Source organism: Thalassotalea sediminis (assembly GCF_030295915.1).
GTDB classification, from domain to species: Bacteria; Pseudomonadota; Gammaproteobacteria; order Enterobacterales; family Alteromonadaceae; genus Thalassotalea_C; species Thalassotalea_C sediminis.
The window spans coordinates 1,589,510-1,614,719 of the sequence record NZ_AP027361.1; the positions used below are offsets into that span (position 1 = coordinate 1,589,510).

Sequence of the window (25,210 nt, forward strand, 5' to 3'; positions counted from 1 at the left end):
CCTATTGACTTAATCGCTTGAGTTTTTCTTCTTGAGATTGAAATTGTAAAATTCGCGCTTTGATACGTTTGCGTATCAACGGAGCATCATCCGCATAATTATAACCTGTTTGTAGTTCATCGACAGCTCGAGAGAATCCGCCGAGTAACGCGAGTATCTCAGCTTTCGTTGCATGCATCATCGCCATTTTATCTTGCTTACGATAAGCGATGGTAAGAAGATCATAAGCGATGTAGCTGTTAGGGTTTAAAATTAGAAACTCTTCTAATAATACCTCAGCTTGTGGAAATTTTTCTGCTTCGATTAATACGTTGGCGTAGTTAAGCACAACAACCTGATTATTTGGCATTAACGCATTCATTTTCGTGAGCATGGTTATGGCATTATCAAACTGTTTGGTACTGATATATACGTCTGTTAATACATCGATATAAAATAAATTGTGCTCATCTTCTTTTAACAGCGATAATAGAATTTGTTTTGCTTTTTCATACTCTTTATTTTCAAAGTAGGCAACCGCTAATGCGTACTCGGCAGCAGATTTAAAGGTGTATTGCTTTTTATCTATGCGTTTTTTGAAAAGCAATATATTATTTTTTGCCTCTCCTTGGTAACGAGCTTCAATACGCGCTTTCGCTAAATAAAATGCCAAGCTTGGTGTAATCACTCTCGGCCTATAATTTTGAGCGCGTACGCGCGCTTCTGCAATTCGGGCTTCAGGTAAGGGGTGCGTTAATAACATCGCTGGTGGTTTACTTGTATAACGGTAGGTTTCTGCCATTTTACCAAAAAAGTTTGGGGCGCCCATTGGGTCAAAACCACTATCAACTAAAAGTTTAATGCCAACACGATCCGCTTCTTTTTCATTACCTCGAGTGTAGTTTATTGCCGCTTGTTGAGAAGCTGCAAGACTGGTACTTAAGGCAGCCATACCTACTGTTGGGTTGACCAATGTAAGTAGTATGCCCGAAATTAGTCCTGCTGTTGTTAGTGATTGACTTTGCTGTTGTGACTCTAATCTACGTGCCAAGTGACGTTGCGTAACGTGTGAAATTTCATGAGCAACAACAGAGGCTAACTCACTTTCAGTATCTGCAGCTGTTAGTAACCCTGTATGTATACCAATATGACCACCAAAAAATGCAAAAGCATTCAGCTCTTGGTTATTAAGAAAAAAGAATTTGAAGTTGTAGTTAACATTAGTTGCATTTCGCACCATTCTATTGCCAAGGTCATTGATATATTCAATGAGTATAGGGTCATGGACAATTGGCTGTGTCGCACGAAGTTGTCTCATCATTGCGTCGCCTACTTGGCGCTCTTTTTCTATTGATAACGCACTTAAACCGGCACCACCTATGCTAGGTAATGTGTTTTTATTGTTGTCTTGTGCAGTGAGTTGACTAGAAAAAAATGCGCACGTTAAAAGCGCTGAATGAATAAGCGATTTAAAAGGTGAACGAGGGAATGAACGATGCGATAACACAGCTGATTTTATCTTATACAAGTTTAAACTCACTAATCTACGTGACTTCTAAGCCCAATTTCTTGGCAAAATTGTGCGATGTTATAACCTATGACGTCTACAATCTCAAATGATTCCATTAATATATCGATTAATTCCATAACTTTAAAGTGAGCGAAACGGATCAGAGCTTGATCAGCAGCATCGCCTTTTTTGTAAGCAAATATAATAAAAGACACCAATGAATTTATTCTAAACAGTAGCTGCATAGATTCTGGTTCCCAATGTATGAAAGGACATTTTGGATGTTTATGAATACCGTATTGCATTTGTTCGCCATTTATCATGGGAAAGCAATGGAGTTCGTAACTATGTTTAGTATAAATGTGTTGCAGCGCTATTTTAGGTTTTCGTTGTACCGTTATTTCGCCTTGTTCATCTCTCTTGCCTCCTAAAAAGGGCAAGTTCCATGTTTCTTTGTCTAAAATTTGTCGAAAGGGACTATCAAAACCATGTGTGAGTATACTGTCTATTTCACTGAGTGCACTACTTGTTAATTGATAGATGGGTGGCACGTCTCCCCAAGTTAATTGTTTTTTCTTGGCATTGATCTTTTTGAGATCGTGGGAAGAGAGTGTTTTAGACATTTAATTAAAGCCACATCATTAAATTAATCATATATGTTATTGTAATCGATTGTCGCAAATAAGATAATCGAACGAAAGTATGGTTTGGTAAATGATTCATGATTTATCAATATGACGGTAGCAAAGACAAGTGTCCTTTGCCTTTGGTAAAGATGCGTGTTTTGTTAAAGAAATTAACGGCTGACGATGTTTGTATTATTCAAATATCCGATCCAAGCTCTTTAATAGATATTCCAAAATTTCTGCAAAGTAAAGGTTATGATTTTCAACTGTCTCTCGTTAATTCTAAGGTGACAGAAATTCGTATAACAACAGGTAATTGATTACATGGTTTCATTTTTTTCTCAATGGTATAAACAAAAATTTTCTGACCCCCATGCGGTCACATTAGTGGTCATTTTAGTTGCTGCATTTTTATCGGTATATTTTTTATCTAGCCTATTAATGCCTGTATTTGTAGCAATTGCCATTGCATTCTTACTCGATTTACCCGTTAACAGGCTTGCGAATATAGGTCTATCACGCAAATGGTCTACCGTTATTGTTGTTTCTATGTTCGTCGGGGTAACCTTAATTGCAATGTTGGGTTTGATGCCGGTGATTTGGCGTCAAAGTAGTAATTTAATACAAGAAATTCCAACCATGTTGTCGCATGGACAAGAGTACTTATTAACATTGCCAGAAAAGTACCCTGAATTTGTTAAAGCGGAACAAATACAATCAGTATTAACGTTGGCGAATGAAAAGTTTATTGATTGGGGGCAGGTGATTTTACAAGCGTCGTTAAATTCAATATCTGATGTAGTTGCACTTATGATCTACCTCATTTTAGTACCAATAATGGTGTTCTTTTTTATCAAAGATAAGCAAGAGTTATTTTCAAGTTTTACTTCGTTTTTGCCTAAAGAGCGCCGTATGGCTTCACAAGTAGGTGAAGAAATGAACCGTCAAATCATGAATTATATCCGCGGTAAAGTGATCGAGATTATTATCATCGGCACCATTTCAACAGTTACGTTTATGATTTTAGGGTTGAACTACTCGTTATTGTTAGGCGTACTGGTTGGCTTGTCGGTTTTAGTGCCCTATGTAGGCGCAACGTTAGTTACTTTTCCTGTTATGTTAGTGGCACTGTTTCAATGGGGACCTACGGCTGATTTTGGTTATGTAATGTTGGCATATGGCATTATTCAAGCGTTAGATGGAAACTTATTGGTTCCGTTATTGTTTTCTGAAGCGGTAAACCTTCACCCGGTAACAATTATTATTGCGGTCATTTTGTTTGGTGGTTTATGGGGCTTTTGGGGGGTATTCTTTGCTATTCCATTAGCAACATTGGTTAAAGCGGTGTTAAATGCATGGCCTAGTACAGAGATCCCTGTTGAGCAGTAACTAAAACGATAAAGGCAGCGTTTGGCTGCCTTTTACTTGAATAACGTTGCAATACTAACTTGCTAATACGTCTAGTACGACTTCATGATGGTTTTTAGTTTTAAATTTATCAAATACATGTTTAATTTTACCGTCAAGTCCGATAAGAAAACTAATACGGTGAATGCCGTCATACTCGCGACCCATAAATTTTTTCAAACCCCAGACACCAAATTCGTCGGCAACTTTATGATCTTCATCAGATAACAATGTAAAGTTTAATTCATCTCGTTGACAGAATTTATTAAGTCGCTTGGGAGCGTCAGGGCTAATACCAAATACCACAGTATTATGCTGCTCTAAGGCTGCTTTGCTGTCTCGTAAATTTTGTGCTTGTACAGTACAGCCAGGTGTCATAGCTTTCGGATAAAAATACACAAGGATTTGCTTCTTACCAATATAATCAGCAAGGTTAACGGTTTGTTCGTTTTCGTCTAGTAAAGAAAAGAGTGGTGCATTATCACCAACTGTTAATGTATTCATGCTTATGATCCTAATTATAAAGAATGTTGGGTAACTTTTCTGATACGTCCTTGCACGTCAATTTGTTCACAAAGCGCAAAAAAATCATTTTCTAACTCTTCTATGGGCATATTTTTATTTAGTGCAATATGTACCATTGCACTCATATGATTGGTTTCAGGATCTATGACTGACTTCAATGAAGAGATATCAATGTTTCGCGTTGCAAAAAAGGCAGTAACGGCTTTAAGGATACCAGGCTGGTCTATACCTGCATAATCAACTTGATAATGCTCAGTAAAGTTTTGTAATTTGTAATCAGACGTGCGTTTCATCATCGTGATTAAGTCTAGCTTAATAGCAACTGCTGGTAATTTACTCTCTATTTGATTAATGGCCTTCGCACTACCTTTTAATAACATGATCATGGTAAATTCAAGACCAAAGATTGCCATTTTACTGTCTACTATATTACAGCCACACTCACTAGCAAGTTTTGTTAAGTTACTAACACTACCTGTTCGATCAGGCCCCATGACAGTCAATACCAAATACTGTGATGACATTTTTTACCCATATCAGTTTAAAAGGGGCGGTATTGTATCGAAATTTGCACAATAGTGCACCCGACAATCAATTGTTGTGTGATCAGCGATAAAGCAATAATGTTAATCGAAAACTGTTAATCGCTAAGTTTTATAACCTTGTTTAACGTTTCAACTAAGAATAATTCTTGAGTTTGTAGGGGTCTACAAGTACCATGTAGCGCGTAAATTAAACCTTATAAATAATGAACTTTGTCTTAAACAAAGCGTCTATTTTGTCACTTACATTAGTCAAATGAATAATCATGTGTAGTGAATACGTTGGGAGTATGAATGAATCGTAAGCTTTTTTGTTTCTCGCTAATAGCAGTAGCTGTTGCAGGATGTAGTAACGTTAGTAAAAAACAAGCCAGTGGCGATTTCGATTACGCCGAAAGAAAAGAGGCAAAACCTCTGAATATTCCAAATGGCTTATCAGCTCCTAATAAAAAGCAAGACTTTGCTATTACTAATGATATCAATCATAGAGGTTCTGTTGGTAAAGACGTGGATGTAAGAGCACCTTCTCTTGTTCTTCCAATTGCCTCATCTTCTCGTGTTGAGTCGACGAGCCAAAGTGCGAAAATTTGGTTTGATCAAGTCCTTGAAGATACAGACTTATATACCTTTATATATCAAGCTTTAGAAGCGCAGTTAGCAGATGACGGTGTTGGGTTAGATGTTATTGATGAAGAAAAGTTAATTTTTGAATCACAGTGGTATAATTACGAGAAAGAATCTGGCATTTGGCTTTTTGAAGAAGTTGAATTGACGGAAAGTTATAGATTCCGCTACCAATTTGAAACCAAGCCTCATGGTCGTAGTGTCGCGATAAGTGTTGAATTAGTTGACTATATGCGTACTGATCATTCAGGTTCAACTAAAAAAATGGCATTAATTGACCAAGAGCGTGCTGAAATGGCAATGCTTAATGAAATTGTTGCACAAGTGGATTTTCAATATCGTAAACAACAGCAAGAAAACCGTTTAATGCGTGCCAACCAAAAACTAGTGTCAATTGGTGAAGATAATCAATCACAGCCGGCCTATATCGTTGAAATGATGCTGGAATCACTTTGGTCGAATATGCCTATTTTCTTTGAGGATCACGGTTTTACTGTTGCTGACTTAAATGAATCGAAGAAAGTTTATTATGCTGATTTTGTAAAACCTGATATTGGCCTTTGGGATAAGTTATGGGGCGATGATATACCTGTTATAGAATTAGAAAATCAACAGTATCAATTTATACTTGCGCCAATGAATGACGATGAAAATAAAACAACAGTTACTATTCTCGATGCGCAAGGTAACCCATTAGATAAAGCGACATTAGAACGTATTTTTCCTGTCATGGAAGTAGCGTTGTCTTTTAGAGAGAGTTACTAGTCCAACGTAAAGATTAAGTTGGCGTCTAACCATAAAAAAAGGTCAGTTTATTCTGACCTTTTTTATGGTTTTTATTGTTAACTCAACACCATCTCATATGAAAGTGAATTATTTATTTTTCTATCTTCGTGTGATTCGCCAAAAGGCAAAACTGGCCACTACAAGTAATATCATCGGATAATAAGCATGAGAGACAACGTCGATAGGAGATATTTGTAATGTTGTTCCTAGCAATAGTGCTTGAGCTCCATAGGGTAACAATCCCTGATTAATACAAGCAAATATATCGAGTATGCTCGCAGAGTGCGCAGGAGATAATTCGCCATCTTCAGCAAGTTCTTTCGCGGTTTCGCCCGTGACTATGATTGACACAGTATTATTGGCGGTAAAAAAGTTACAAATAAAAGCAAGGCTTGCAATGCCAAAACCTGCAGCTCGTTTATTGTTATTGTGATAGATTTTCCGCGCTACCTTTTCTACCAACGCTGTTAGTGCCGCCAAGCCACCTTGTTGTTTTATTAGTTCACTTAACCCTCCAATAAATAAAGCAAGTATGAATAAATCCTGCATATTGGAGAAGCCTTGGTTAATATCTTTGATCCATGTTGATAATAAATAATCGGCTTGCCACATACCGACGGCTGCAGCCATGACAATACCAAGTACCAGAACAATAAAAACATTCACACCGAGTAAGGCTAAGATTAAAATTGCTATGTATGGAAGTAAGCCAATTATATTCGTTTCATTCGCTTCAACTTGTGGAATGGTAACACCTAAACTTGCGAAGAAAATAATACAAATTATTGCTGCCGGTACCGCAAATTTAAAGTTAACTTTAAATTTGTCTTTCATATTTGCGCCCTGAGAACGCGTAGAAGCAATTGTTGTATCAGATATAATGGATAAGTTGTCACCAAATATAGCGCCTGAAATAATTACCCCCGCAAGAATAGTACTATCAATATCTGATGCTTCAGTAAAACCTAATGCTATAGGAGCTATTGCAGCGATGGTGCCCATTGACGTGCCCATTGCCGTTGAAATAAAAGCGGCAACTAAAAACAAACCTGGTAACAACAGAAAATCGGGAAATATCGACAGCCCTAATTGCACACTCGCATCGACACTACCTGTTGCTTTTGCTACTACAGCGAAAGCGCCTGCAAGTAGGTAAATGAAGCACATGGTAATGATATTAGGGTGTCCGGCACCATTGATAAACTGACCAACTTGCTCGGTAATACTTTGCTTACCCATCAACATAGCGATAATTATCGCTGGAATTATGGCGATACTTGCTGGCAATTGATAAAACGCAAAGTCGACCCCTTGCAATGTTAATACAATGCCTGTACCGAGGAAAATGCCGAGAAATACAGCAAATGGTATGAGGCTACTGAGTTTTTTATGCGGGCTAGATGTTACGTTTAGTTCAGTCATGCAATTTAGTAGTCGGTGGATTTATTGTTATTGTTGCCAACAATAAAGTTTTTTTTCTAAATGTCTATGAATTTTCACTTCAATGTTAATAATTAACCACGAGAAGAGAAAGCTGCAGATACCTAAAATATCGTCTTCAAAGATTGTTAAAGAAAATTATAACAAATAACAAAATGAGCAAGATTGTGACTACAGTCAAGCGTTGCTTTATGCTATGCTACCGCGAATTTTCTATCCATATCTATCTTTACGGGTAGGTAGTCAAAAAAGTGAATATTATGTCTGATAAATTATTTGAAACTATTGAACAACGCGTAAGCTACGGCGTAGGTCGTCAATTGGGTGATCAATTGCGCAATAATCCATTTAAAGATTTTGACGTTACAGCTGTTCAAGCTGGTTTAGCTGATGCAATGGCAGCAGCAGAAAGCCAAGTATCTGAAGCTGATCTTAACGAAGCTTTTTCAGTTGTTTCAAAGAAACTGCAAGAACAAGAGCAAGAACTTGCAAAAGAAAAAGCCGCTGAAGGTGAAGCTTACTTAGCAGAAAATGCTAAGCGTGAAGGTATCGTTGTATTAGATTCTGGTCTTCAATACGAAGTTATTACAGAAGGTAACGGTGATAAGCCAACAGCACAAAGTACTGTTCGTACACATTACCATGGTACATTCATCAATGGTGACGTGTTTGATAGTTCGTATGATAGAGGCCAACCTGCAGAGTTTCCTGTTGGTGGTGTAATTCAAGGTTGGACTGAAGCATTACAAATAATGCCTGTTGGTTCTAAGTGGCGTTTATACGTTCCATACAACCTAGCGTACGGCGAGAGAGGCTCACAAGGTGCAATCCCTCCATATGCTACGTTAGTATTTGATATTGAATTACTTGATATCATCAGCTAATCAATAATAAGTATTTAAGCCGGGTATTCCCGGCTTTTTTATGGAATGAAGATAATGTCAATTGAGCATCAAAAGGTTACAGCATTGTTTGATAAATACCTGACTGGGTTTATTAAACAAGATCTTTTCGCGGTTATGCAATGTTATCAAACGCCTTGTACGCTAACGACACCAGAAGAGTTAAAATATATTGAAGATGAAAACCAGCTCGAGCAAACATTAGCAGCAATATTCTCTCAGTTATCAACGGCACATGTTGTTGATATAAAAGTTCCACAAGCGAGTTTTGAACTAATGGATCAAAACCTTGCTTTGGTTGCAATACATTGGCAGTTTATCGATAAGTCACAGCAAGCATTTGCAGAATTTTGTGCATTTTACCACGTTACACTAACATCATTTGGTAGTGCTAAAATTAGGCATGTTATTTCACATGAAATTAGTGAATTAAAATGCTTTCATTCTACAATACAACTTGGAAATAACTAGAAATTAAGACATGAATAAAACTATGAACGTAAACGTCGCAATATTGGGCAGTAGCGGCCGCATGGGAAGAAACTTAATACAAGCAGCAAATGAACATCCAAGCACCAATTTAATTGGTGGTTCAGTAAGGCCATCTTCATCATTTCAAAATGTAGATTTAGGTGAACTTGCAGGTATTGGTAAAATTCATATAAATACAACATCAGAATTGTCGACCTTACTTGCCGCAGACGTTTTTATCGACTTTACTTCTATTGAGTCAACATTTGAGCATTTAGCTTGGTGTCAACAGAACAATAAAGCTATTGTTATCGGAACAACAGGCTTTACCGAAGAACAAGTTGCACAGATAAAAAGCTATGCTCAACATATACCAGTCATATTAGCGCCAAATACAAGTGTTGGTGTCAATGTCTTGTTTAAGTTACTTGAGATGGCTGCTAAAGCGGTAGGGGACTTTACAGATATTGAGATATTTGAGGCGCATCATCGATTTAAGAAAGATGCACCATCAGGTACTGCAATGAAAATGGGACAGGTGATTGCTGAAACACTTGGTCGAGACTTAAATGAAGTAGCTGTTTATGGAAGAGAAGGTGTAACGGAAGAACGTAAATCAGATACGATTGGATTCGCAACTGTTAGAGCGGGTGATATTGTAGGTGAGCATACCGCGTTTTTTGCTGACTTAGGCGAGCGTATTGAGATCACTCACAAAGCAACAACACGTATGACATTTGCCTTAGGCGCTATGCGAGCAGCCAGTTGGCTGTCTACAGTAAAACCAGGTTTTTATGACATGCAAGATGTACTTGGTTTAAAAGACTAATAATGTGGTTTGATGGTTGAGCTTTAACGATAGAAAATTGTTCTTTTTAACGCTTTAATAACAATTACGCTATTAAAGGCTAATTTTTACAATTTAAGCTGGACGTGAATATCAAATCAGCGTAGAATGCGCGGAATTTGTCAAAAATTTGCTATTTGCAAGCTAAATGGCAGATTAATAAAGCAACTTTCGCGCTTAATATTACCAATGAATAGTTGGTAAAAATATTAAGATTTATTTCTTCTTTTCGGAGGTTAAATTGACTAAATCTGCCATTTTAGTGCTAGAAGACGGCACAATATTTAAGGGCACCGCTATTGGTGCAGAAGGGGCGGCCGTAGGTGAGGTAGTATTCAATACTTCAATGACCGGTTACCAAGAAATATTAACTGACCCCTCATATGCAGAACAAATTATTACCCTCACATACCCTCATATAGGTAATACCGGCACAAATAACGAAGACGAAGAGTCTAATACTATTTGGGCAAAAGGCTTAGTTATTAGGGACTTACCATTACTTGCTAGTAACTTCAGAAACGAAGAAACATTAAGTGATTATTTAATTCGAAACAATATTGTTGGTATCGCTGATATCGATACGCGTAAGTTAACACGTATTTTACGTGAAAAAGGCGCGCAAAATGGCTGTATTGTTGCGGGTGAAAATATCGACCAAGCAGCTGCATTGGCTCAAGCGAAGTCATTTCCTGGCCTTAAAGGTATGGATTTAGCAAAAGTTGTATCTGCTAAGGAAGCCTATACATGGACAGAAGGTAGCTGGCAATTAGGTAAAGGACACGTTACACCAGAAAAGTTCGACTTTCACGTCGTTGCATATGATTTCGGCGCGAAACGTAATATTTTACGTATGTTAGTTGATAGAGGTTGTAAATTGACTGTTGTGCCAGCACAAACATCAGCGGAAGAAGTTCTTGCACTCAACCCAGATGGTATTTTCTTGTCAAATGGCCCCGGTGACCCTGAACCGTGTGACTATGCGATAAGTGCAATCAAAACATTTTTAGACACAAATATTCCGATTTTTGGTATATGTTTAGGGCATCAGTTGTTAGGTTTAGCAAGTGGTGCAAAAACAGCCAAAATGAAATTTGGTCATCATGGGGCAAACCATCCAGTTAAAGATTTTGACCGTAATGTTGTGATGATTACATCACAAAACCACGGTTTTGCTGTAGATGAAGATAGCTTACCAGAAACATTAACAGCAACTCATAAGTCGTTGTTCGATGGTTCGCTTCAAGGCATACACCGTACAGATAAACCAGCATTTAGTTTCCAAGGGCACCCCGAAGCAAGCCCTGGTCCTCATGATGCAGCACCATTATTTGATCACTTTATCGAGCTTATCCAAGCACGCAATTCATAAGATTCTGGAGATTTAAACACTATGCCAAAACGTACTGACATAAAAAGTATCCTAATCTTAGGTGCAGGTCCAATTGTAATCGGTCAAGCTTGTGAGTTTGATTATTCAGGTGCTCAAGCATGTAAAGCGCTGCGTGAAGAAGGTTACCGTGTAATCTTAGTGAACTCTAATCCTGCAACTATCATGACTGACCCTGATATGGCAGATGCTACATACATTGAACCAATTCATTGGGAAGTTGTTCGAAATATTATCGAAAAAGAGCGTCCAGATGCCGTTTTACCAACAATGGGTGGTCAAACCGCATTAAACTGTGCATTAGAGTTAGAAGCTAACGGTGTGCTAAAAGAGTTTGACGTTGAAATGATTGGCGCGACTGCAGATGCTATTGATAAAGCAGAAGATCGTAGCCGTTTTGATACTGCCATGAAAAACATTGGTCTTGAAACGCCACGTGCTGAAATTGTGCATTCGATGGAAGAAGCGAAAGAAACCGCTAAACGCATTGGTTTTCCTTGCATTATTAGACCTTCATTTACAATGGGCGGTACCGGTGGCGGTATTGCATATAACCAAGAAGAATTTGAAACGATTTGTACGCGAGGACTGGATCTTTCACCGACAAATGAATTGTTAATTGACGAATCTTTGATTGGCTGGAAAGAGTATGAAATGGAAGTTGTTCGTGACAAAAATGATAACTGTATCATTATTTGTTCAATCGAAAACTTTGACCCTATGGGCATTCATACGGGTGACTCTATAACTGTAGCACCAGCACAAACGTTAACAGATAAAGAATATCAAATTATGCGTAATGCTTCTTTAGCGGTTTTACGTGAAATTGGTGTTGAAACGGGTGGTTCAAACGTACAGTTTGGTGTTTGTCCTGATACTGGGCGAATGGTTATTATTGAAATGAACCCACGTGTATCTCGTTCTTCGGCTCTAGCGTCAAAAGCAACAGGTTTCCCTATCGCTAAAATTGCAGCAAAACTCGCCGTTGGTTATACACTTGATGAATTATCAAATGATATTACCGGTGGTGCAACACCTGCATCATTCGAACCGACAATTGATTATGTTGTTACTAAAATCCCACGCTTTAACTTTGAAAAATTTGCTGGTTCTGAAGACCGTCTAACGACTCAAATGAAATCAGTTGGTGAAGTCATGGCGATTGGTAGAAATCAACAAGAGTCAATGCAAAAAGCATTACGTGGTTTAGAAGTAGGGGCATCGGGTTTTGATCCGCAAGTGGATGTAACTCAGCCGGGCGCTAAAACTAAAATTATGCATGAGCTACAAGAAGCCGGTGCAGATAGAATTTGGTATGTAGCCGATGCATTTCGATTAGGGTTAACGGTTGACGATGTTTTCCGTTTAACTAAAATTGATCGTTGGTTCCTCGTACAAATTGAAGATATTGTCTTAGAAGAAAAGAAAGTCGCTGAAGAAGGTATGGCAGGGCTTACGCCAACCTATCTACGTCAGTTGAAGCGTAAAGGCTTTGCAGATTCGCGTTTAGCGTCGCTTATAGGTGTTAGCGAAACAGAGATTCGTAAAAAGCGTCATAACGCTGAAATTTTCCCTGTGTATAAGCGAGTTGATACTTGTGCTGCGGAATTTAAATCAGATACAGCCTATATGTATTCAAGCTATGATGAAGAGTGTGAATCAGCACCAACGAATAACAAGAAAATAATCATTCTTGGTGGCGGTCCTAACCGTATTGGACAAGGTATTGAGTTTGATTACTGTTGTGTGCATGCTGCACTTGCGTTACGAGAAGATGGTTATGAGACAATTATGGTTAATTGTAACCCTGAAACGGTTTCAACTGACTACGATACGTCTGATAGACTATATTTCGAACCAATTACCTTTGAAGATGTATTGGAAATCGTACGTGTTGAAAAACCTGAAGGTGTAATTGTTCAGTATGGTGGTCAAACGCCATTAAAGCTTGCTAGAGCGTTAGAAGCAGCAGGTGTTCCGATTATTGGTACTTCACCAGATGCAATTGATCGTGCAGAAGATAGAGAACGTTTTCAGCAAGCAGTAGATCGTTTAGAGCTGTTGCAACCTGAAAATGCAACGGTTACATCAGTAGAAGAAGCGCTTGTTAAAGCTGAAGCAATTGGTTTTCCTCTCGTTGTAAGGCCTTCCTATGTATTGGGTGGTCGAGCAATGGAAATTGTATACGACTTAGAAGATTTGCGCCGCTATATGAATGAAGCCGTTAGTGTTTCTAATGAAGCGCCAGTACTGCTTGATCATTTTCTTGATGACGCAATCGAAGTCGATATTGACGTACTTTGTGATGGTGAGAATGTTGTTGTTGGCGGTATTATGCAACACATTGAACAAGCGGGTGTTCATTCTGGTGATTCAGCTTGTTCATTGCCTGCCTATAGCTTGAACCAAGAAGTGCAAGACGTTATGCGTAAACAGGTAACAGACCTCGCGTTTGAGTTAGGTGTTGTTGGCTTAATGAATACGCAAATGGCCGTTAAAGACGATAAAGTTTACTTAATTGAAGTAAACCCTCGTGCTGCACGTACAGTACCTTTTGTATCAAAGGCTACATCTGTACCTTTGGCAAAAATTGGCGCTCGCGTTATGGCAGGTAAAAAGCTTGCCGAACTTGGCATTACAGAAGAAGTAATACCCCCTTATTTTTCAGTGAAAGAGGTTGTTATTCCTTTTAATAAGTTCCATGGTAGTGATCCATTAGTTGGACCAGAAATGCGCTCCACAGGTGAGGTGATGGGCGTTGGTAAAACGTTTGAAGATGCTTACGCTAAAGCTAACCTGGGAGCTGGTGTATCTGTACCTAAGTCAGGTAGAGCATTAATTTCTGTTAGAAATAGCGACAAAGAGCGTGTTGTAGAGCTTGGTAGAAAAATGGTAGAGCTTGGTTACGAAATTGATGCGACACACGGTACTGCTGTTGTCTTGGGTGAAGCTAATGTGCCATGTCGTTTAGTCAACAAAGTACATGAAGGTCGCCCACATATACTTGATAGAATTAAAAATAGTGAATATAGCTACATTATTAATACTACAGAAGGCCGTAAGGCGATTGAAGATTCTAAGGTGTTACGTGGTGGAGCTTTACGTTATAAAGTGGCGTATACTACGACGTTAAATGCTGCTTATGCTTCTTGTCAAGCGCATGCAGCAGATGCTCGTAAGAACGTTAACTCTATTCAAGAACTTCATGCAGAGTGTGTAAAACGCTAAACGTGAGTAAACTTTGTCGAACGATGGTAGTTCTGTTAAGCTAACCATTATTCGTAAAAAATATAGATATAAAGGTGGTTTCGACCACCTTTATCTTTTAGGAAAAGGAAATAATGAATCAATACCCTATGACGCTAAAAGGTGCCGATGCATTGCGTGATGAGTTGAACCATTTGAAAACGGTTAAGCGCCCTGAAATAATTGAGGCGATTGCTGAAGCACGTGAACACGGTGATTTAAAAGAGAACGCAGAATATCACGCAGCGAGAGAGCAGCAAGGATTCTGTGAAGGGCGCATTCAAGATATCGAAGGTAAACTGGGGAATGCTCAAGTTATTGATATAACAAAAATACCGAATACAGGTAAAGTTATCTTCGGTGTTACCGTTTCGTTATTGAATATTGATACGGATCAAGAAGTAACATATCAAATTGTTGGCGACGATGAAGCGGATATAAAAAACAACCGTATTTCTGTTAATTCGCCTATTGCAAGAGGCTTAATTGGCAAATCTGTAGATTCTGAAGTTGAAATAACAACGCCTGCAGGTATCGTAGAATATGAAATAGTTGCTGTCGAGCACAAGTAATAGCAAGCTATACCACTTTCGTTTAAAAGCTCTCATATTGAGAGCTTTTTTATTTCTTAAGATTAATTTCTAGCTTTACTTCTATCCCTACACTAACACGACTTCAATATTCTCATCAGATGCTTGCTCTAGATAGATTATTGCTAATTCGACAGAGCCAAAGATACGATTTAATTGTCTACGCGCATCATCTTTTGCGGCTTGTAATTTAGGATCTGTTGCTTGCGATAGAAATAACCACGTGCGCACTAAAGAGTTTGGATACGTTTTCATACATTGCTTCCTTGCAATAACATCTATTAATGACACTATTATAGACGATCTTTTTAAGGTGGAATAATTCATTGTGGTTAGATAAACAATTTGTCTTTTGCAAAGTGTGATGTGTTATTCTCTGATTATGAATATCAAAGCAGTAAAACACGTTAATAAAATCAAGGTAAAAAATACCGCTCTTTCTCGTATGCAAGACAGAGTAGTCGTTGAAGCGCCTTTACAGATCGAACTAATATTTATTGATTGTCTGCGTAATGTCGTAATTGAAAGCATTGCCTCTTATGCAATTATGATGAGGACACCGGGAGATGATCAGGTGTTGATAATTGGTTTACTATACGGACAAGGCGTTATAAAAAGTATTGATGATGTCATTGAAATCTGTCGAGACGAACATGAAGATAGCAAAGAAAACCATTGGTTAGTATCGCTTAAAAGTGATTGTTTATCGCGTGCTAAATCTTCACAAAGCACTCATACCTCGTATTCTAGTTGTGGGATATGTGGCACCAGCTTTATTAAAGCACTTGAAATAAAAGGGTCACATGCAGTAGACAATGATACGCATTGGCTATCGATTAATACTATCCATCGTATGGTATCAGGCCTGAGTTCAAGACAAGATATTTTTTCACAAACGGGGGGAACTCATTGCGCTGCACTTTTTAACCAAGAAGGTAAACCAATAGCGCTTTATGAAGATATTGGTAGGCATAATGCCTTAGATAAATTGCTTGGTAGCCGACAAACATTTAACAACGCACACGGCAAAGACGTTGTTGTGCTTTCAAGTCGTATTAGTTATGAAATGGTGCAAAAAGTGATTGTTTCCGGTATCTCAGTCTTAATAGCAATTGGTGCGCCATCAGTATTAGCCATTCAAGCCGCACAACGATTTAACATTACGGTAATCGCTTTTGCTCGCGATAATAGCTTTAGTATCTACCATGGTGAATCAAGACTAACGGATAAATGACAGCTCTAATTTTAGCCAGTTTATCGCAGACTCTCGACCGAATTTATATCCATCAAATGCTTTAATATTCCATTGATCTACTTGTCTTACGTTTGTCAATTCTTGCGTTTGACGCACATCAAAAGGGTGATAATGAACAACAGCGAGTGCTGCAATATTACTTAATGAACCGATACATAATTGTGCTTCGGGTGTGTAAGTATAATTGTTAATTTTATTGACCAATAGCCCAAAGCTGTCCTTATAGTTTTTCTCTAAGAACAGTTCGTATTCTTCAACCATTTCTAGCGTGAAATTAATATTATTATTAACAATAACTTCTGCGATATTTTCGGGAAGCTTTTTGATAAAACCAAAACTCAAACGGTACAACATCGATTACAATCTTTTAACTGCCATCATTAAAATATAGTATAAATATGGCCGCATAAGCGTTAATTTTTGTTATAAGATGTTAACCTGTTATCTGATCGGGCGTGTTTTGTTTTTCCAACCTTGGTATAAACCAAATGTCTTCATTGATGCTTCTACATTTTCCGCTTCAATAAGTGCCTCAACCTGTGCCATATTATGTTTTTGCCAAGTTATGTCGTTCAAATTTGCAATACCTAACATTAGCGCCCCCATGGTTGATGCGTTTTGTTTTAATTGCTTTGTGTCTACTTTATCGAAGGTATCTGATTCTGCATGATAGTTTGATGCATAGTTTGCATCTTCTTGGCTAGCAACGATATTGGGCACACCATTGACCATAAAGTCATAATTATCGGTGCCAACAACAGGCACATTTATCATGCTAAAAGGACCATTTTCTTGAACAGCGTTTAATGCACTTTCCAATGCGGGCACAAAATCCACTCTACCATTAGTAAAAAAACCATTGATTTTTCCTGTACCAATATCAATAGTTGCGGTCATCACATGCTTGTTAAGCGCCATTTTATGGTGTTTAGTGTATGCCCAAGAACCATATAACCCTTGTTCCTCGCCATTATATAGTGCGAAGCGCATTGTACGCTTAGGTGTAATACCCAAGCGCTTAATTTGACGGGCAATATCGAGAACTAATGATACATTCGAGCCATTATCGAGAGCGCCAGTGCCGAGGTCAAATGAATCGATATGCGCACCTAAAAGTACGATTTCATCTGGCTTTTCCTTACCTTTGATTTCAGCGATTACGTTATTTACTTGATAAGGCTGTCCATCGCCCGTTTCTATTTTTGCAGCAAAATGTAAAGAATATCCTTTATTAAGTAAACGTTTCAGTTTTAGACCTTCCTCTCTTTCTGCAACGATAATGGGTAAATTATTTGCTGCACCTTTACTGGGTAGGTGTCTATAAAGTAAATTTTTATCTCGTGACGACATATAAATAATGCCAGCAACGCTATGTTGTATTGCTCTTTGTTCAATACCGGCAAAATCAATATATTCTTTAAATAAACCGTGGATCCCTTGTTCATCGTCTAATATGTCAGTTTCAACAAGTAACCACGTATTTTCTAGGTTTTTTACTTGATTAAAGGCTTTATCACTTCCGTTATTTATATATTTTAATTGCCCAGATAGCCCCTGTTTTATTGTGCTATTTGTAAATGGCATTGAGACAATCGGTAATTCGTAAGTTAAATCTCCTGTGACATATCCTTTTGCCTCTCGTTCTTGCCATCCTCTTGGCATTTCAACAGCTTCAAGCTTTGTGTTAATACCCATTTCTTTAAATTTGTTCAAAGCCCAAGCTACAGCCAGATTATTGCCTTCTGTTCCTGTCATTCGCGCACCGATGGTGTCGGTTAGTTCTTGTAAATCATCAATGATAGGAGTATTGCCTTGCAGTGATTTTGCTAATGCTTTTTGATCATTTGCATTAGCAAAACAAGTAGAAAATAAAAAGAGCGATATAAAAAGATAAAGTGTTTTCATAACATCAGCCTGTAGATTTTTTAACCATACTTCATGCTTCACAACGTTAAGTCAATACACTAACTACCGAAACAGGCGACTTTTTCGTTAGCCAACGTATTCAATATTAAAGTTTGTTTCTACAATTAGGTAATCGGCTTAGATTGCTTATTTAATCGCATTTAGAGGTTTAAGTTGATGATATTTATTTCATTTTTTAATTTGTGGTTGTTAAGGGTGTGTTAACCTGGGTGTGAATAACTATTTACGAAATGTGTATTTTTAAAAGTCTTGTTGCATAGTTTTTTTCTCGATTTCCAAAAAAATTCAATAGCCTAACTATACTCCTTTATGTTTGAGGGTTGTTTTTATGGATCTAAAAAGTTGTCAACTTCAAATAACGCTATAGGAACAATAGATAATTATAAAAAACATGAGGAAAACAAAATGAATAAACCTTCACGTATCGCTAAAGCGATTAATATTGCTTTAGTTGCAAGTTTGTCTACATCAATGTTGTCTACTTCGGTTATAGCTCAGGAAGCAGGAGCAGAAGAGGAAGTAGAGCGTATTGCAGTAACAGGGTCACGGATAAAGAAAGCTGAATTTTCCAATGCTGCCCCTATTCATGTCATCAGTGGTGATGATGCTGCAAAAGCGGGATTTCGCACAGTGAGTGAGTTGTTAGCGAATACGTCTATGGCCAATGGCCAGCAGTTTGACGCTTCTTTTAACTCAAATGCTGGTAATTCAAACGCTTCAGAGCCGCCTCCAAGTGGTGGTGTCGGGTCTTCAAATATAGGTTTAAGGGGCTTAGGTGCTGAACGAACATTAATACTCATAAATAGCAGACGCTTAGGCGCTTCTGGTGTGAGAGGGGCTCCATCTCAACCAGACTTGAGTTTACTACCCATCAATATGGTTGAACGCATTGAAGTGATTACCGAAGGTGCTTCTTCAATTTATGGTGCCGATGCCGTGGCGGGTGTTATTAATGTTATTTTAAAAGATAGTTTTGATGGCTTTGAAGTTTCGGGTGGAGTTTCGAATACTGCTGATGGTGGGGGTGATGAAACAGAGTTCTCCTTTATGACCGGCTTTGAAGGGGATAAAGCTAAGTTTGCAGTTTCAGGTTCCTATTACAACCGAAAGAAAGTACAAGTTAAAGATCGTACAGATTGTATTCGTAAAATATGGAAAACGGAAGATGGCGAACGTATTTCTGTGTGCTCTAGCCGGTTCTGGGATAATTCAATTTTAGAACTGTCAGGGTACTATAATAATCCAAACGGCTTTGCTATGTTTTATAATCCAGGAAAGATTGATAGCTTAGGCGTAATGGATTATACATCTTCACCTAGTTTACCTGTACCAACGGATCCCAATATAGCCATAACGGGTGACGGTCAAATAAACAGGCGTGTTTATAGTGACTTACATCATGATGGCAAAGATAGAATGGAAGCCGATTTAATTCAACCTGTTACACGTTTTACATTAGCGGCTAATGGTTCCTATATGCCAGATTGGTGGGGCGGTGATGAAGAGCTGTTTTATGAGGCTTATTATTTTCATCGTCATTTAGAGTCTCGCGCAACTACCGAGCAAATATTCCCTACTATTCCAGGCATGATCCCCCATGAAGATGCAAATGGTAACCTTGTGGTAAATGATGATGGTAGTCCGCACTTAGTTGATAACCCTCTCAACCCTTTCGCGGTAGACGTGTCAAATATTATAACCTTAGAAGACTTGCCGCAATTACGTGACGTAGAGTTAAATCACTTTAGATTTGTTACTGGTCTTCGCGGAGAATTTACAAGTGACTGGTTATCAGATAAAGGATGGACTTATGAATTTTTTGCTTCATATGACCGCGGTGTTGGTAAGCAACATCAACCGATTATGAATGAAAGTAATCTTGCATTAACGCTAGGTACTTTGCGTTTAGACAATGAAGGCAATCCAATATGTGGTGTAAATACGCCCAGTGGTATTGGTTTTATAACACCGAACGAATGTGTACCCGTTAACTTTTTCGCGCCATCAATTTTTACCGGCGGCAGTTATGGTGGTGGTACTTTTGCTACTCAAGCAGAAAAAGACTTTTTAATCGGTACACGTATGAATAGTACGACTGTAGAGCAAATAATGGCATCCGCATTTATGACGGGGGATTTATTTGATTTTGATAATGGCGGTATTGCCGTAGCAGCATTTGGTTTTGAATATCGTAAAGATCGTATTCAATCTGAAGCTGATATGTTAGGTGCTACGGGGCTTGTTGCTGCGGAAAACCCGTTAAGTGAAGGCGCTACTAGAGGTAGTCGTGATGTAACGGATGTGTTTGCTGAAATTTCATTACCTATTTCTATTGATAGCAGTTGGGCAAATTTATTTGAGGTTGAAGCAGCGTTGCGCTATACCGATGAATCTAATTTTGGCAGTGAATTGACAAATCGTGCACGTATCACATACAAACCAACAGAGTCGTTACTATTTAGTACGTCATACGGTACTTCATTCCGCGCACCTAACTTGAGAGAGCAATTTTTAGCGAGCCAATTTGGTGGTGAGAGTGGTAGTTCTGATCCTTGTTCGGTACCTGGCTCTTTAACAACAGATGGTCAATACGACCCATCTAAAGAGAACCGTCCACAGCAAGTTCTTGATAATTGTAATGCGACAGGTGCAGATTATACCGCGATAGGGTTAAGTGGTGTACCTACAATTCCAACTGTCTCTCAAGGTAATGCATTAGACCTTAAACCTGAAACATCCGAAAACGTTACTGCATCATTTAAATGGACGCCGGAAATAGACGGTGATTATGAATTTGATTTAGGTGTTACCTATTGGAGTTTAGAGGTAGAGGATACTATTCGTACCATCAGTGCTGCAACAATGCTTAAGCGTTGTTATGATTCGCCAAATTTATCTAGTCCATTTTGTGAGCGTATAGAGCGTAACAGAAACTCTGGTGATCCACGATTAAACTTTCCAAGTCTTGTAGATATTTCCTTTATCAACATTGGTGAAGAAACATCTAAGGGTGTTGACGTAAATACGCATTTTTCAACCGATCTTGGTGAAATAATGGAGATGCCAGTGCAAATGGTTTGGGTCAATCAATACACGTTGCAAACTGAACGTGAATTAACCATTTTCGCAGGTGAGCAAGCAGAAGATCTATTAGAAGATTTCGGTACGCCAGAACATCGTTTAGTATCAACGTTTAATTTCATATCCGGCGATTGGAATTTAATGCTGAAAGCTAATTACTTTTCAGAAACACATGCATCTGATGACGTAACTGATACTGCGCGTTGTGATACCTACCAAGTTAATGAAGATCTTGTTGGCAAACCAATGACAGTACCTGTGTGTGAAGCGGATGCAGCAGTGTATGTTGATACGTCACTTTCTTATGCAGGTGAGAATTATTCACTGACATTTGGTATTAACAACTTGTTTGATAAAGCCCCTGAGATGGTCGATATATCTGCTGGCTCTAACCGCGGTAATATGGTGACTTCTTCGGGCTACGACTTGTTAGGTCGCAGCTACTTCTTAAATGCTACTTACCACTTTTAGAAGGTATGGTAATAAAAACCAGCCTTAATGGCTGGTTTTTTATTTTAAAGGCAGATAAATATACATGGTAGCTTGATGTTTAGGCACATCTGGGTACATAGTAACGCGTTCAATAATACACGGAAAATCAGCTACTTCTTCACTACTGTTTGCTAACCAATGTCCGTAAAGGTAGTTTAATGCTTCACTCATTCCTTGATCTGCACCTTGATATGTTAGTTTTGCACAACGCATCTGAGGAATTACTTGGGTAAATATTTTATATTCTGCATCTGATATTTTACTTTTTGTTTCTGCACCAATATCAAAAATAAATTCTGCTGGTTCAGTCTCATTTGGATCACTAAACAAGAGATTAAACGTTTTAGATTTGCTTGGAGGCGTGTGGTGCGCTCTACGCCACTGGATAAAATGTTGGACACTAGCCATCAAATTCTCAGGATTGCCTTGATGGCGATACGTAGCAATGAGTGTTTGTTTGAAGTTAGTAATAGTTACATCAAAGTTCTGATTATATATCATCTGTTCTACCTTTTGATCTCGTTCTTTTTTATTAAGCCAAGGCTTTAATATTGGCTGCTTTCTGTAGTCACGAGGCGATTGCGTGAAAATTTGTTTAAACGCTCTACTAAAGGCTTCTAGTGATTGATAACCGGCATTAAATGCGATATCAGTAATATCATACTCACGAAAATATATTTGATAGGCAGCTCTCTCAAGTCGTTTGTGTTGAATGTACTGACGTAAGGGCTGATTGACATATGTACTGAATAGGCGGTGTAAATGAAACTGAGATATCCCCACGTGTTTGCTTAATTGCACAAGTGAAAGCGGTTCTGACAAGTTTTCGTTAATATAGTTTACAAGTAACTGTAACTTTTGGATGAATTTATTCACTAAATTACCTTAGGTGACCTTTTCTGTTACTTTACAAGGATAGTGTTAGGAGTACTTGATAAAACTTGCGAAAAAAAGCCAGCGTTAATTTGCTGGCGTTTTAATCGTTAAGAACCGTAATTTATTTTTCTACGAGAGAGAAAACGGTGTTTGCAATATCGGTATTATCTTGTAAACCTCTTAGCAAATCACTTTGATTACCAATAGCGAAAACAGGGACGTCGATAGCAGTATGTCCTGACGTTGTCCAACCGGTATTGGTTTTGTTGTCGATTATTTTATTTAACGCTTTATAAAGTGCAAAATGAACATTAGGTTTACGTTGTTCTTTTTGTTGCTCGGTTGATAATGCTTCGTATGTTTTTAATTTACGTTCAGCATTTTGCTTTGCCTTGGCAAGCGCAGCAACATCATCTTTTGAAATTTCTGTATTAGCTAATAGTTCTGCAATGTTAGCTTGATTAACCTCCATTGTAAGTAACTTCTCAGCTGCCGCATAAGTCGAAGACTTCATTTTTCTTAATAATTCTGGTGACCAACGATATTCACCTTTTGCTGCTAATGTTAATCCACCAGTACTATGATCAGCCGTTAGTACCACTTGCGTGTCTGGATGTTTAGCAACGTATTGCTCTAAGAAGGTGAGGGTTTTTGCTAAATCATGCATTTCAGCCATAGCACTGTTTATGTCATTACTATGTGCTGCCCAATCCACTTGGCTAGCTTCAATTAACATAAAAAAGCCTTGTGGGTTTTCTAAATGTTTAAGTGCCGTTTTGGTCATATCCAATAATTTTCCACCACTATTATCAATAGCAGGTGGAAGACCAACGTCAGCAAATAAGCCGAGCAGTTTATTATCAGTATTTGTCTGTGTTAACTGTTGAAAACTATCGATATATTCGAAACCAGCATTTTTAAACTCAGTCACTAAGTTGCGATCTTCTCGAATGAAATATTGCCAACCACCACCGAGTAATACGTCAAATTGAATATCATTATCAATATAACTGTCGGCAATTTCGTTGTAGTTTCGACGACTTTCATTGTGTGTAATATAGGCCGCAGGTGTCGCATGGTTAACTTGTGATGTCACTACAACACCAGTTTTTTTACCGTGTTTTTTTGCGCGTTGTAAAACCGTTTCAATATGCTTCTTTTCACCATCGACACTAATAGCGCCGTTATAGGTTTTTTCGCCCGTAGCCAAGGCTGTCGCACCTGCTGCGGAATCTGTAACTCGACCTGATACGTGATCAGGGTAGGTACTACTCATACCAACAAGGTGTCGATCGAATACAGTTTGTTCAACGTTAATCGTGATCGGGTCATCCGCATAATATCGGTAGGCTGATGTAAATGCTGGCCCCATTCCATCAGCAACGATCATAATAACATTATTTACTTTTGTTGATGTTTTAGGTGCTTGGGAAGGTTCTTGAGTAGCCGCACAACCTAATGTTAGTGAGGCTATTGCAAGAGCAGGAATAAATTTTTTCATTATAATTTCCATAAACTAGTGATCTGTAAGCAAGATATCTACCCAAACCAAACGATGGTCTGAAGATGCTTTACGTGAATCAATTAATCGATATTTTTCATCATCTTTGGTTGGCCAAAAGACCCCTGAATCAACAACGGTAAAGCCATGTTTTGATGGTAACACATAATCGGCACGCATCCGCCAATAGGCAGTATGATTTGCTGAAAATTGATTATCAGGCGTATGTAGTTTTGCGGCCTTACTTTGTGGCTTAGGGTCTTGTACTGACGGGTGATTTAATAATGCTTGTATACCACTATTAATAGCGTCACCTTCTACAGAAGATGCATTTAAGTCACCGGCAATAACAAATAAGTCCTGCTTTTTTAATCCGCCATAGTGATTATTATCATCATAAATATAATCGCTCTTGCCTGGCGTAATATAGTCTCGCCAAAAACGTATTTCATCATGGTTTCGCTTGCCATTTCTATCTTCTGGGCCATCAAAAACAGGTGGTGTTGGGTGGCTTGCCAATAGATGCAATGTTGTGTCGTAAATGCGAATAGGAATATCCCAGTGTGACTTAGATGAAAGTCTTAACGCATCCCAAGCTTCTTTACTGTAATAGTCCTCGCCAGTTTCAGGTAAGGTAGGCTTTAGTGCACCAGGCATATCCTTCCACTTAAAATGTTGGAAAGTACGGATGTATTTTGCGTCGATTGGATAACGAGAAAGTATTGCCATTGCATATTGACCGGGGAAGTGGCCAAAACCATGAGTATCAGTAGGGCGGGTAATATTACCATCGCCATTGGTGTCAACGGGTAATAATACGCCGGTATTGACTGGTGCTTGGTAAGAGAACGCATAGTTAATAGGTTTTTGCCCATTTTGGCTTTTTGACAGGTATTCGTGCATAAATTCTGCAAGCGCTTTACGTCCAACATTTCCCTTATTATCGATCTCGTTTATCAATAATATATCTGGGTTTATGCGTTGGATAATTTCGGCAATATTTTTAATCTGTTGATTGTTATTTGCTAAGGCGTCTGACAATTCGTCGCCTGTAATGTGCTTTTCACCTTTTTTAACATAGTTTGTGGCATCCATGCTTACGTTAAACGTAGCAACACGAATAGGTTGTTTTGCTTGTACATTTTGGCTTGTCATTAACAGTAGTAAACCTGTAATCGTAGTAAGTAGTTTCAT

The 25,210-nt window shown here is 38.4% G+C and carries 22 protein-coding genes; 11 read left to right on the forward strand and 11 right to left on the reverse strand.

Annotated features, from left to right (window positions below; all coding sequences use genetic code 11):
- Position 1: 1 nt before the first annotated feature.
- Entirely contained in the window at positions 2 to 1,507 is a 1,506-nt protein-coding gene (bepA, locus tag QUE09_RS07180) for a beta-barrel assembly-enhancing protease (protein WP_286235516.1), read from the reverse strand.
- 11 nt (positions 1,508 to 1,518) lie between these two features.
- Positions 1,519 to 2,112 (reverse strand): hypothetical protein, encoded by a 594-nt coding sequence (locus tag QUE09_RS07185; protein WP_286235517.1) that lies wholly within the window; start codon positions 2,110 to 2,112, stop codon positions 1,519 to 1,521.
- A 98-nt stretch (positions 2,113 to 2,210) separates the two neighbouring features.
- Here QUE09_RS07185 and QUE09_RS07190 point away from each other — a divergent pair, with 98 nt between their 5' ends.
- Both QUE09_RS07190 and QUE09_RS07195 read left to right on the forward strand, forming a co-directional pair.
- Positions 2,211 to 2,435 carry a sulfurtransferase TusA family protein gene (locus tag QUE09_RS07190; RefSeq protein ID WP_286235518.1) on the forward strand — a complete coding sequence of 75 codons (225 nt, stop codon included), beginning with the start codon at positions 2,211 to 2,213 and terminating at the stop codon, positions 2,433 to 2,435.
- Between the two features lie 4 nt (positions 2,436 to 2,439).
- Positions 2,440 to 3,504 (forward strand): AI-2E family transporter, encoded by a 1,065-nt coding sequence (locus QUE09_RS07195; RefSeq protein WP_286235519.1) that lies wholly within the window; start codon positions 2,440 to 2,442, stop codon positions 3,502 to 3,504.
- A 54-nt stretch (positions 3,505 to 3,558) separates the two neighbouring features.
- Here QUE09_RS07195 and bcp read toward each other — a convergent pair whose 3' ends face one another.
- Positions 3,559 to 4,026 (reverse strand): thioredoxin-dependent thiol peroxidase, encoded by a 468-nt coding sequence (bcp, locus tag QUE09_RS07200; RefSeq protein ID WP_286235520.1) that lies wholly within the window; start codon positions 4,024 to 4,026, stop codon positions 3,559 to 3,561.
- 14 nt (positions 4,027 to 4,040) lie between these two features.
- On the reverse strand, positions 4,041 to 4,571 hold the full coding sequence (locus QUE09_RS07205; protein ID WP_286235521.1) for a glycine cleavage system transcriptional repressor: 531 nt from the start codon (positions 4,569 to 4,571) through the stop codon (positions 4,041 to 4,043).
- A gap of 312 nt (positions 4,572 to 4,883) precedes the next feature.
- On the opposite strand from QUE09_RS07205, the gene bamC reads away from it, so the two are divergent.
- Positions 4,884 to 5,978: an NlpB/DapX family lipoprotein gene (gene bamC / locus QUE09_RS07210; protein WP_286235522.1), complete on the forward strand. Its 1,095-nt coding sequence runs from the start codon at positions 4,884 to 4,886 to the stop codon at positions 5,976 to 5,978.
- A gap of 120 nt (positions 5,979 to 6,098) precedes the next feature.
- Here bamC and QUE09_RS07215 read toward each other — a convergent pair whose 3' ends face one another.
- Positions 6,099 to 7,421, reverse strand: coding sequence for a Na+/H+ antiporter NhaC family protein (locus QUE09_RS07215; protein WP_286235523.1), 1,323 nt, complete (start codon positions 7,419 to 7,421; stop codon positions 6,099 to 6,101).
- 278 nt (positions 7,422 to 7,699) lie between these two features.
- Between QUE09_RS07215 and bamJ the strand changes: the two genes are divergently transcribed.
- The 6 genes from bamJ (at position 7,700) to greA (ending at position 14,867) form a co-directional block, all read left to right on the forward strand.
- Complete coding sequence (gene bamJ / locus QUE09_RS07220; protein WP_286235524.1) at positions 7,700 to 8,323, forward strand: BamJ family beta-barrel-assembly machinery protein; 624 nt, start codon at positions 7,700 to 7,702, stop codon at positions 8,321 to 8,323.
- Positions 8,324 to 8,377: 54 nt separating this feature from the next.
- On the forward strand, positions 8,378 to 8,812 hold the full coding sequence (locus tag QUE09_RS07225) for a DUF6841 family protein (protein WP_286235525.1): 435 nt from the start codon (positions 8,378 to 8,380) through the stop codon (positions 8,810 to 8,812).
- Positions 8,813 to 8,834: 22 nt separating this feature from the next.
- Positions 8,835 to 9,641 carry a 4-hydroxy-tetrahydrodipicolinate reductase gene (gene dapB, locus QUE09_RS07230; RefSeq protein WP_286235903.1) on the forward strand — a complete coding sequence of 269 codons (807 nt, stop codon included), beginning with the start codon at positions 8,835 to 8,837 and terminating at the stop codon, positions 9,639 to 9,641.
- A gap of 259 nt (positions 9,642 to 9,900) precedes the next feature.
- Positions 9,901 to 11,031 carry a glutamine-hydrolyzing carbamoyl-phosphate synthase small subunit gene (gene carA, locus QUE09_RS07235; RefSeq protein ID WP_286235526.1) on the forward strand — a complete coding sequence of 377 codons (1,131 nt, stop codon included), beginning with the start codon at positions 9,901 to 9,903 and terminating at the stop codon, positions 11,029 to 11,031.
- 21 nt (positions 11,032 to 11,052) lie between these two features.
- Positions 11,053 to 14,277, forward strand: a complete 3,225-nt coding sequence (gene carB, locus QUE09_RS07240) for a carbamoyl-phosphate synthase large subunit (protein WP_286235527.1) — start codon at positions 11,053 to 11,055, stop codon at positions 14,275 to 14,277.
- A 113-nt stretch (positions 14,278 to 14,390) separates the two neighbouring features.
- Positions 14,391 to 14,867 carry a transcription elongation factor GreA gene (gene greA / locus QUE09_RS07245; RefSeq protein WP_286235528.1) on the forward strand — a complete coding sequence of 159 codons (477 nt, stop codon included), beginning with the start codon at positions 14,391 to 14,393 and terminating at the stop codon, positions 14,865 to 14,867.
- Positions 14,868 to 14,954: 87 nt separating this feature from the next.
- Here greA and QUE09_RS07250 read toward each other — a convergent pair whose 3' ends face one another.
- Positions 14,955 to 15,140 (reverse strand): hypothetical protein, encoded by a 186-nt coding sequence (locus QUE09_RS07250; RefSeq protein ID WP_286235529.1) that lies wholly within the window; start codon positions 15,138 to 15,140, stop codon positions 14,955 to 14,957.
- Between the two features lie 127 nt (positions 15,141 to 15,267).
- Here QUE09_RS07250 and fdhD point away from each other — a divergent pair, with 127 nt between their 5' ends.
- Positions 15,268 to 16,119 (forward strand): formate dehydrogenase accessory sulfurtransferase FdhD, encoded by an 852-nt coding sequence (gene fdhD / locus QUE09_RS07255; protein WP_286235530.1) that lies wholly within the window; start codon positions 15,268 to 15,270, stop codon positions 16,117 to 16,119.
- On the opposite strand, the gene QUE09_RS07260 is transcribed toward fdhD, so the two are convergent.
- Together QUE09_RS07260 and QUE09_RS07265 are read right to left on the reverse strand one after the other, a co-directional pair.
- Positions 16,105 to 16,494 (reverse strand): hypothetical protein, encoded by a 390-nt coding sequence (locus QUE09_RS07260; RefSeq protein ID WP_286235531.1) that lies wholly within the window; start codon positions 16,492 to 16,494, stop codon positions 16,105 to 16,107. The genes fdhD and QUE09_RS07260 overlap by 15 nt on opposite strands.
- Before the next feature lie 87 nt (positions 16,495 to 16,581).
- A complete protein-coding gene (locus QUE09_RS07265; protein ID WP_286235532.1) occupies positions 16,582 to 18,045 on the reverse strand; it encodes a M28 family peptidase in 1,464 nt (487 codons plus the stop codon).
- A gap of 426 nt (positions 18,046 to 18,471) precedes the next feature.
- Here QUE09_RS07265 and QUE09_RS07270 point away from each other — a divergent pair, with 426 nt between their 5' ends.
- Positions 18,472 to 21,618, forward strand: coding sequence for a TonB-dependent receptor domain-containing protein (locus QUE09_RS07270; RefSeq protein ID WP_286235533.1), 3,147 nt, complete (start codon positions 18,472 to 18,474; stop codon positions 21,616 to 21,618).
- A gap of 39 nt (positions 21,619 to 21,657) precedes the next feature.
- Here QUE09_RS07270 and QUE09_RS07275 read toward each other — a convergent pair whose 3' ends face one another.
- The 3 genes from QUE09_RS07275 to QUE09_RS07285 all read right to left on the reverse strand — a co-directional run bounded on the left by QUE09_RS07275 (position 21,658) and on the right by QUE09_RS07285 (position 25,210).
- The gene (locus tag QUE09_RS07275) at positions 21,658 to 22,515 is read right to left on the reverse strand and encodes an AraC family transcriptional regulator (RefSeq protein WP_286235534.1); all 858 of its coding nucleotides are present in this window, start codon (positions 22,513 to 22,515) and stop codon (positions 21,658 to 21,660) included.
- A 121-nt stretch (positions 22,516 to 22,636) separates the two neighbouring features.
- Positions 22,637 to 24,016: an alkaline phosphatase gene (locus QUE09_RS07280; RefSeq protein WP_286235535.1), complete on the reverse strand. Its 1,380-nt coding sequence runs from the start codon at positions 24,014 to 24,016 to the stop codon at positions 22,637 to 22,639.
- A gap of 15 nt (positions 24,017 to 24,031) precedes the next feature.
- Complete coding sequence (locus tag QUE09_RS07285; protein ID WP_286235536.1) at positions 24,032 to 25,210, reverse strand: endonuclease/exonuclease/phosphatase family protein; 1,179 nt, start codon at positions 25,208 to 25,210, stop codon at positions 24,032 to 24,034.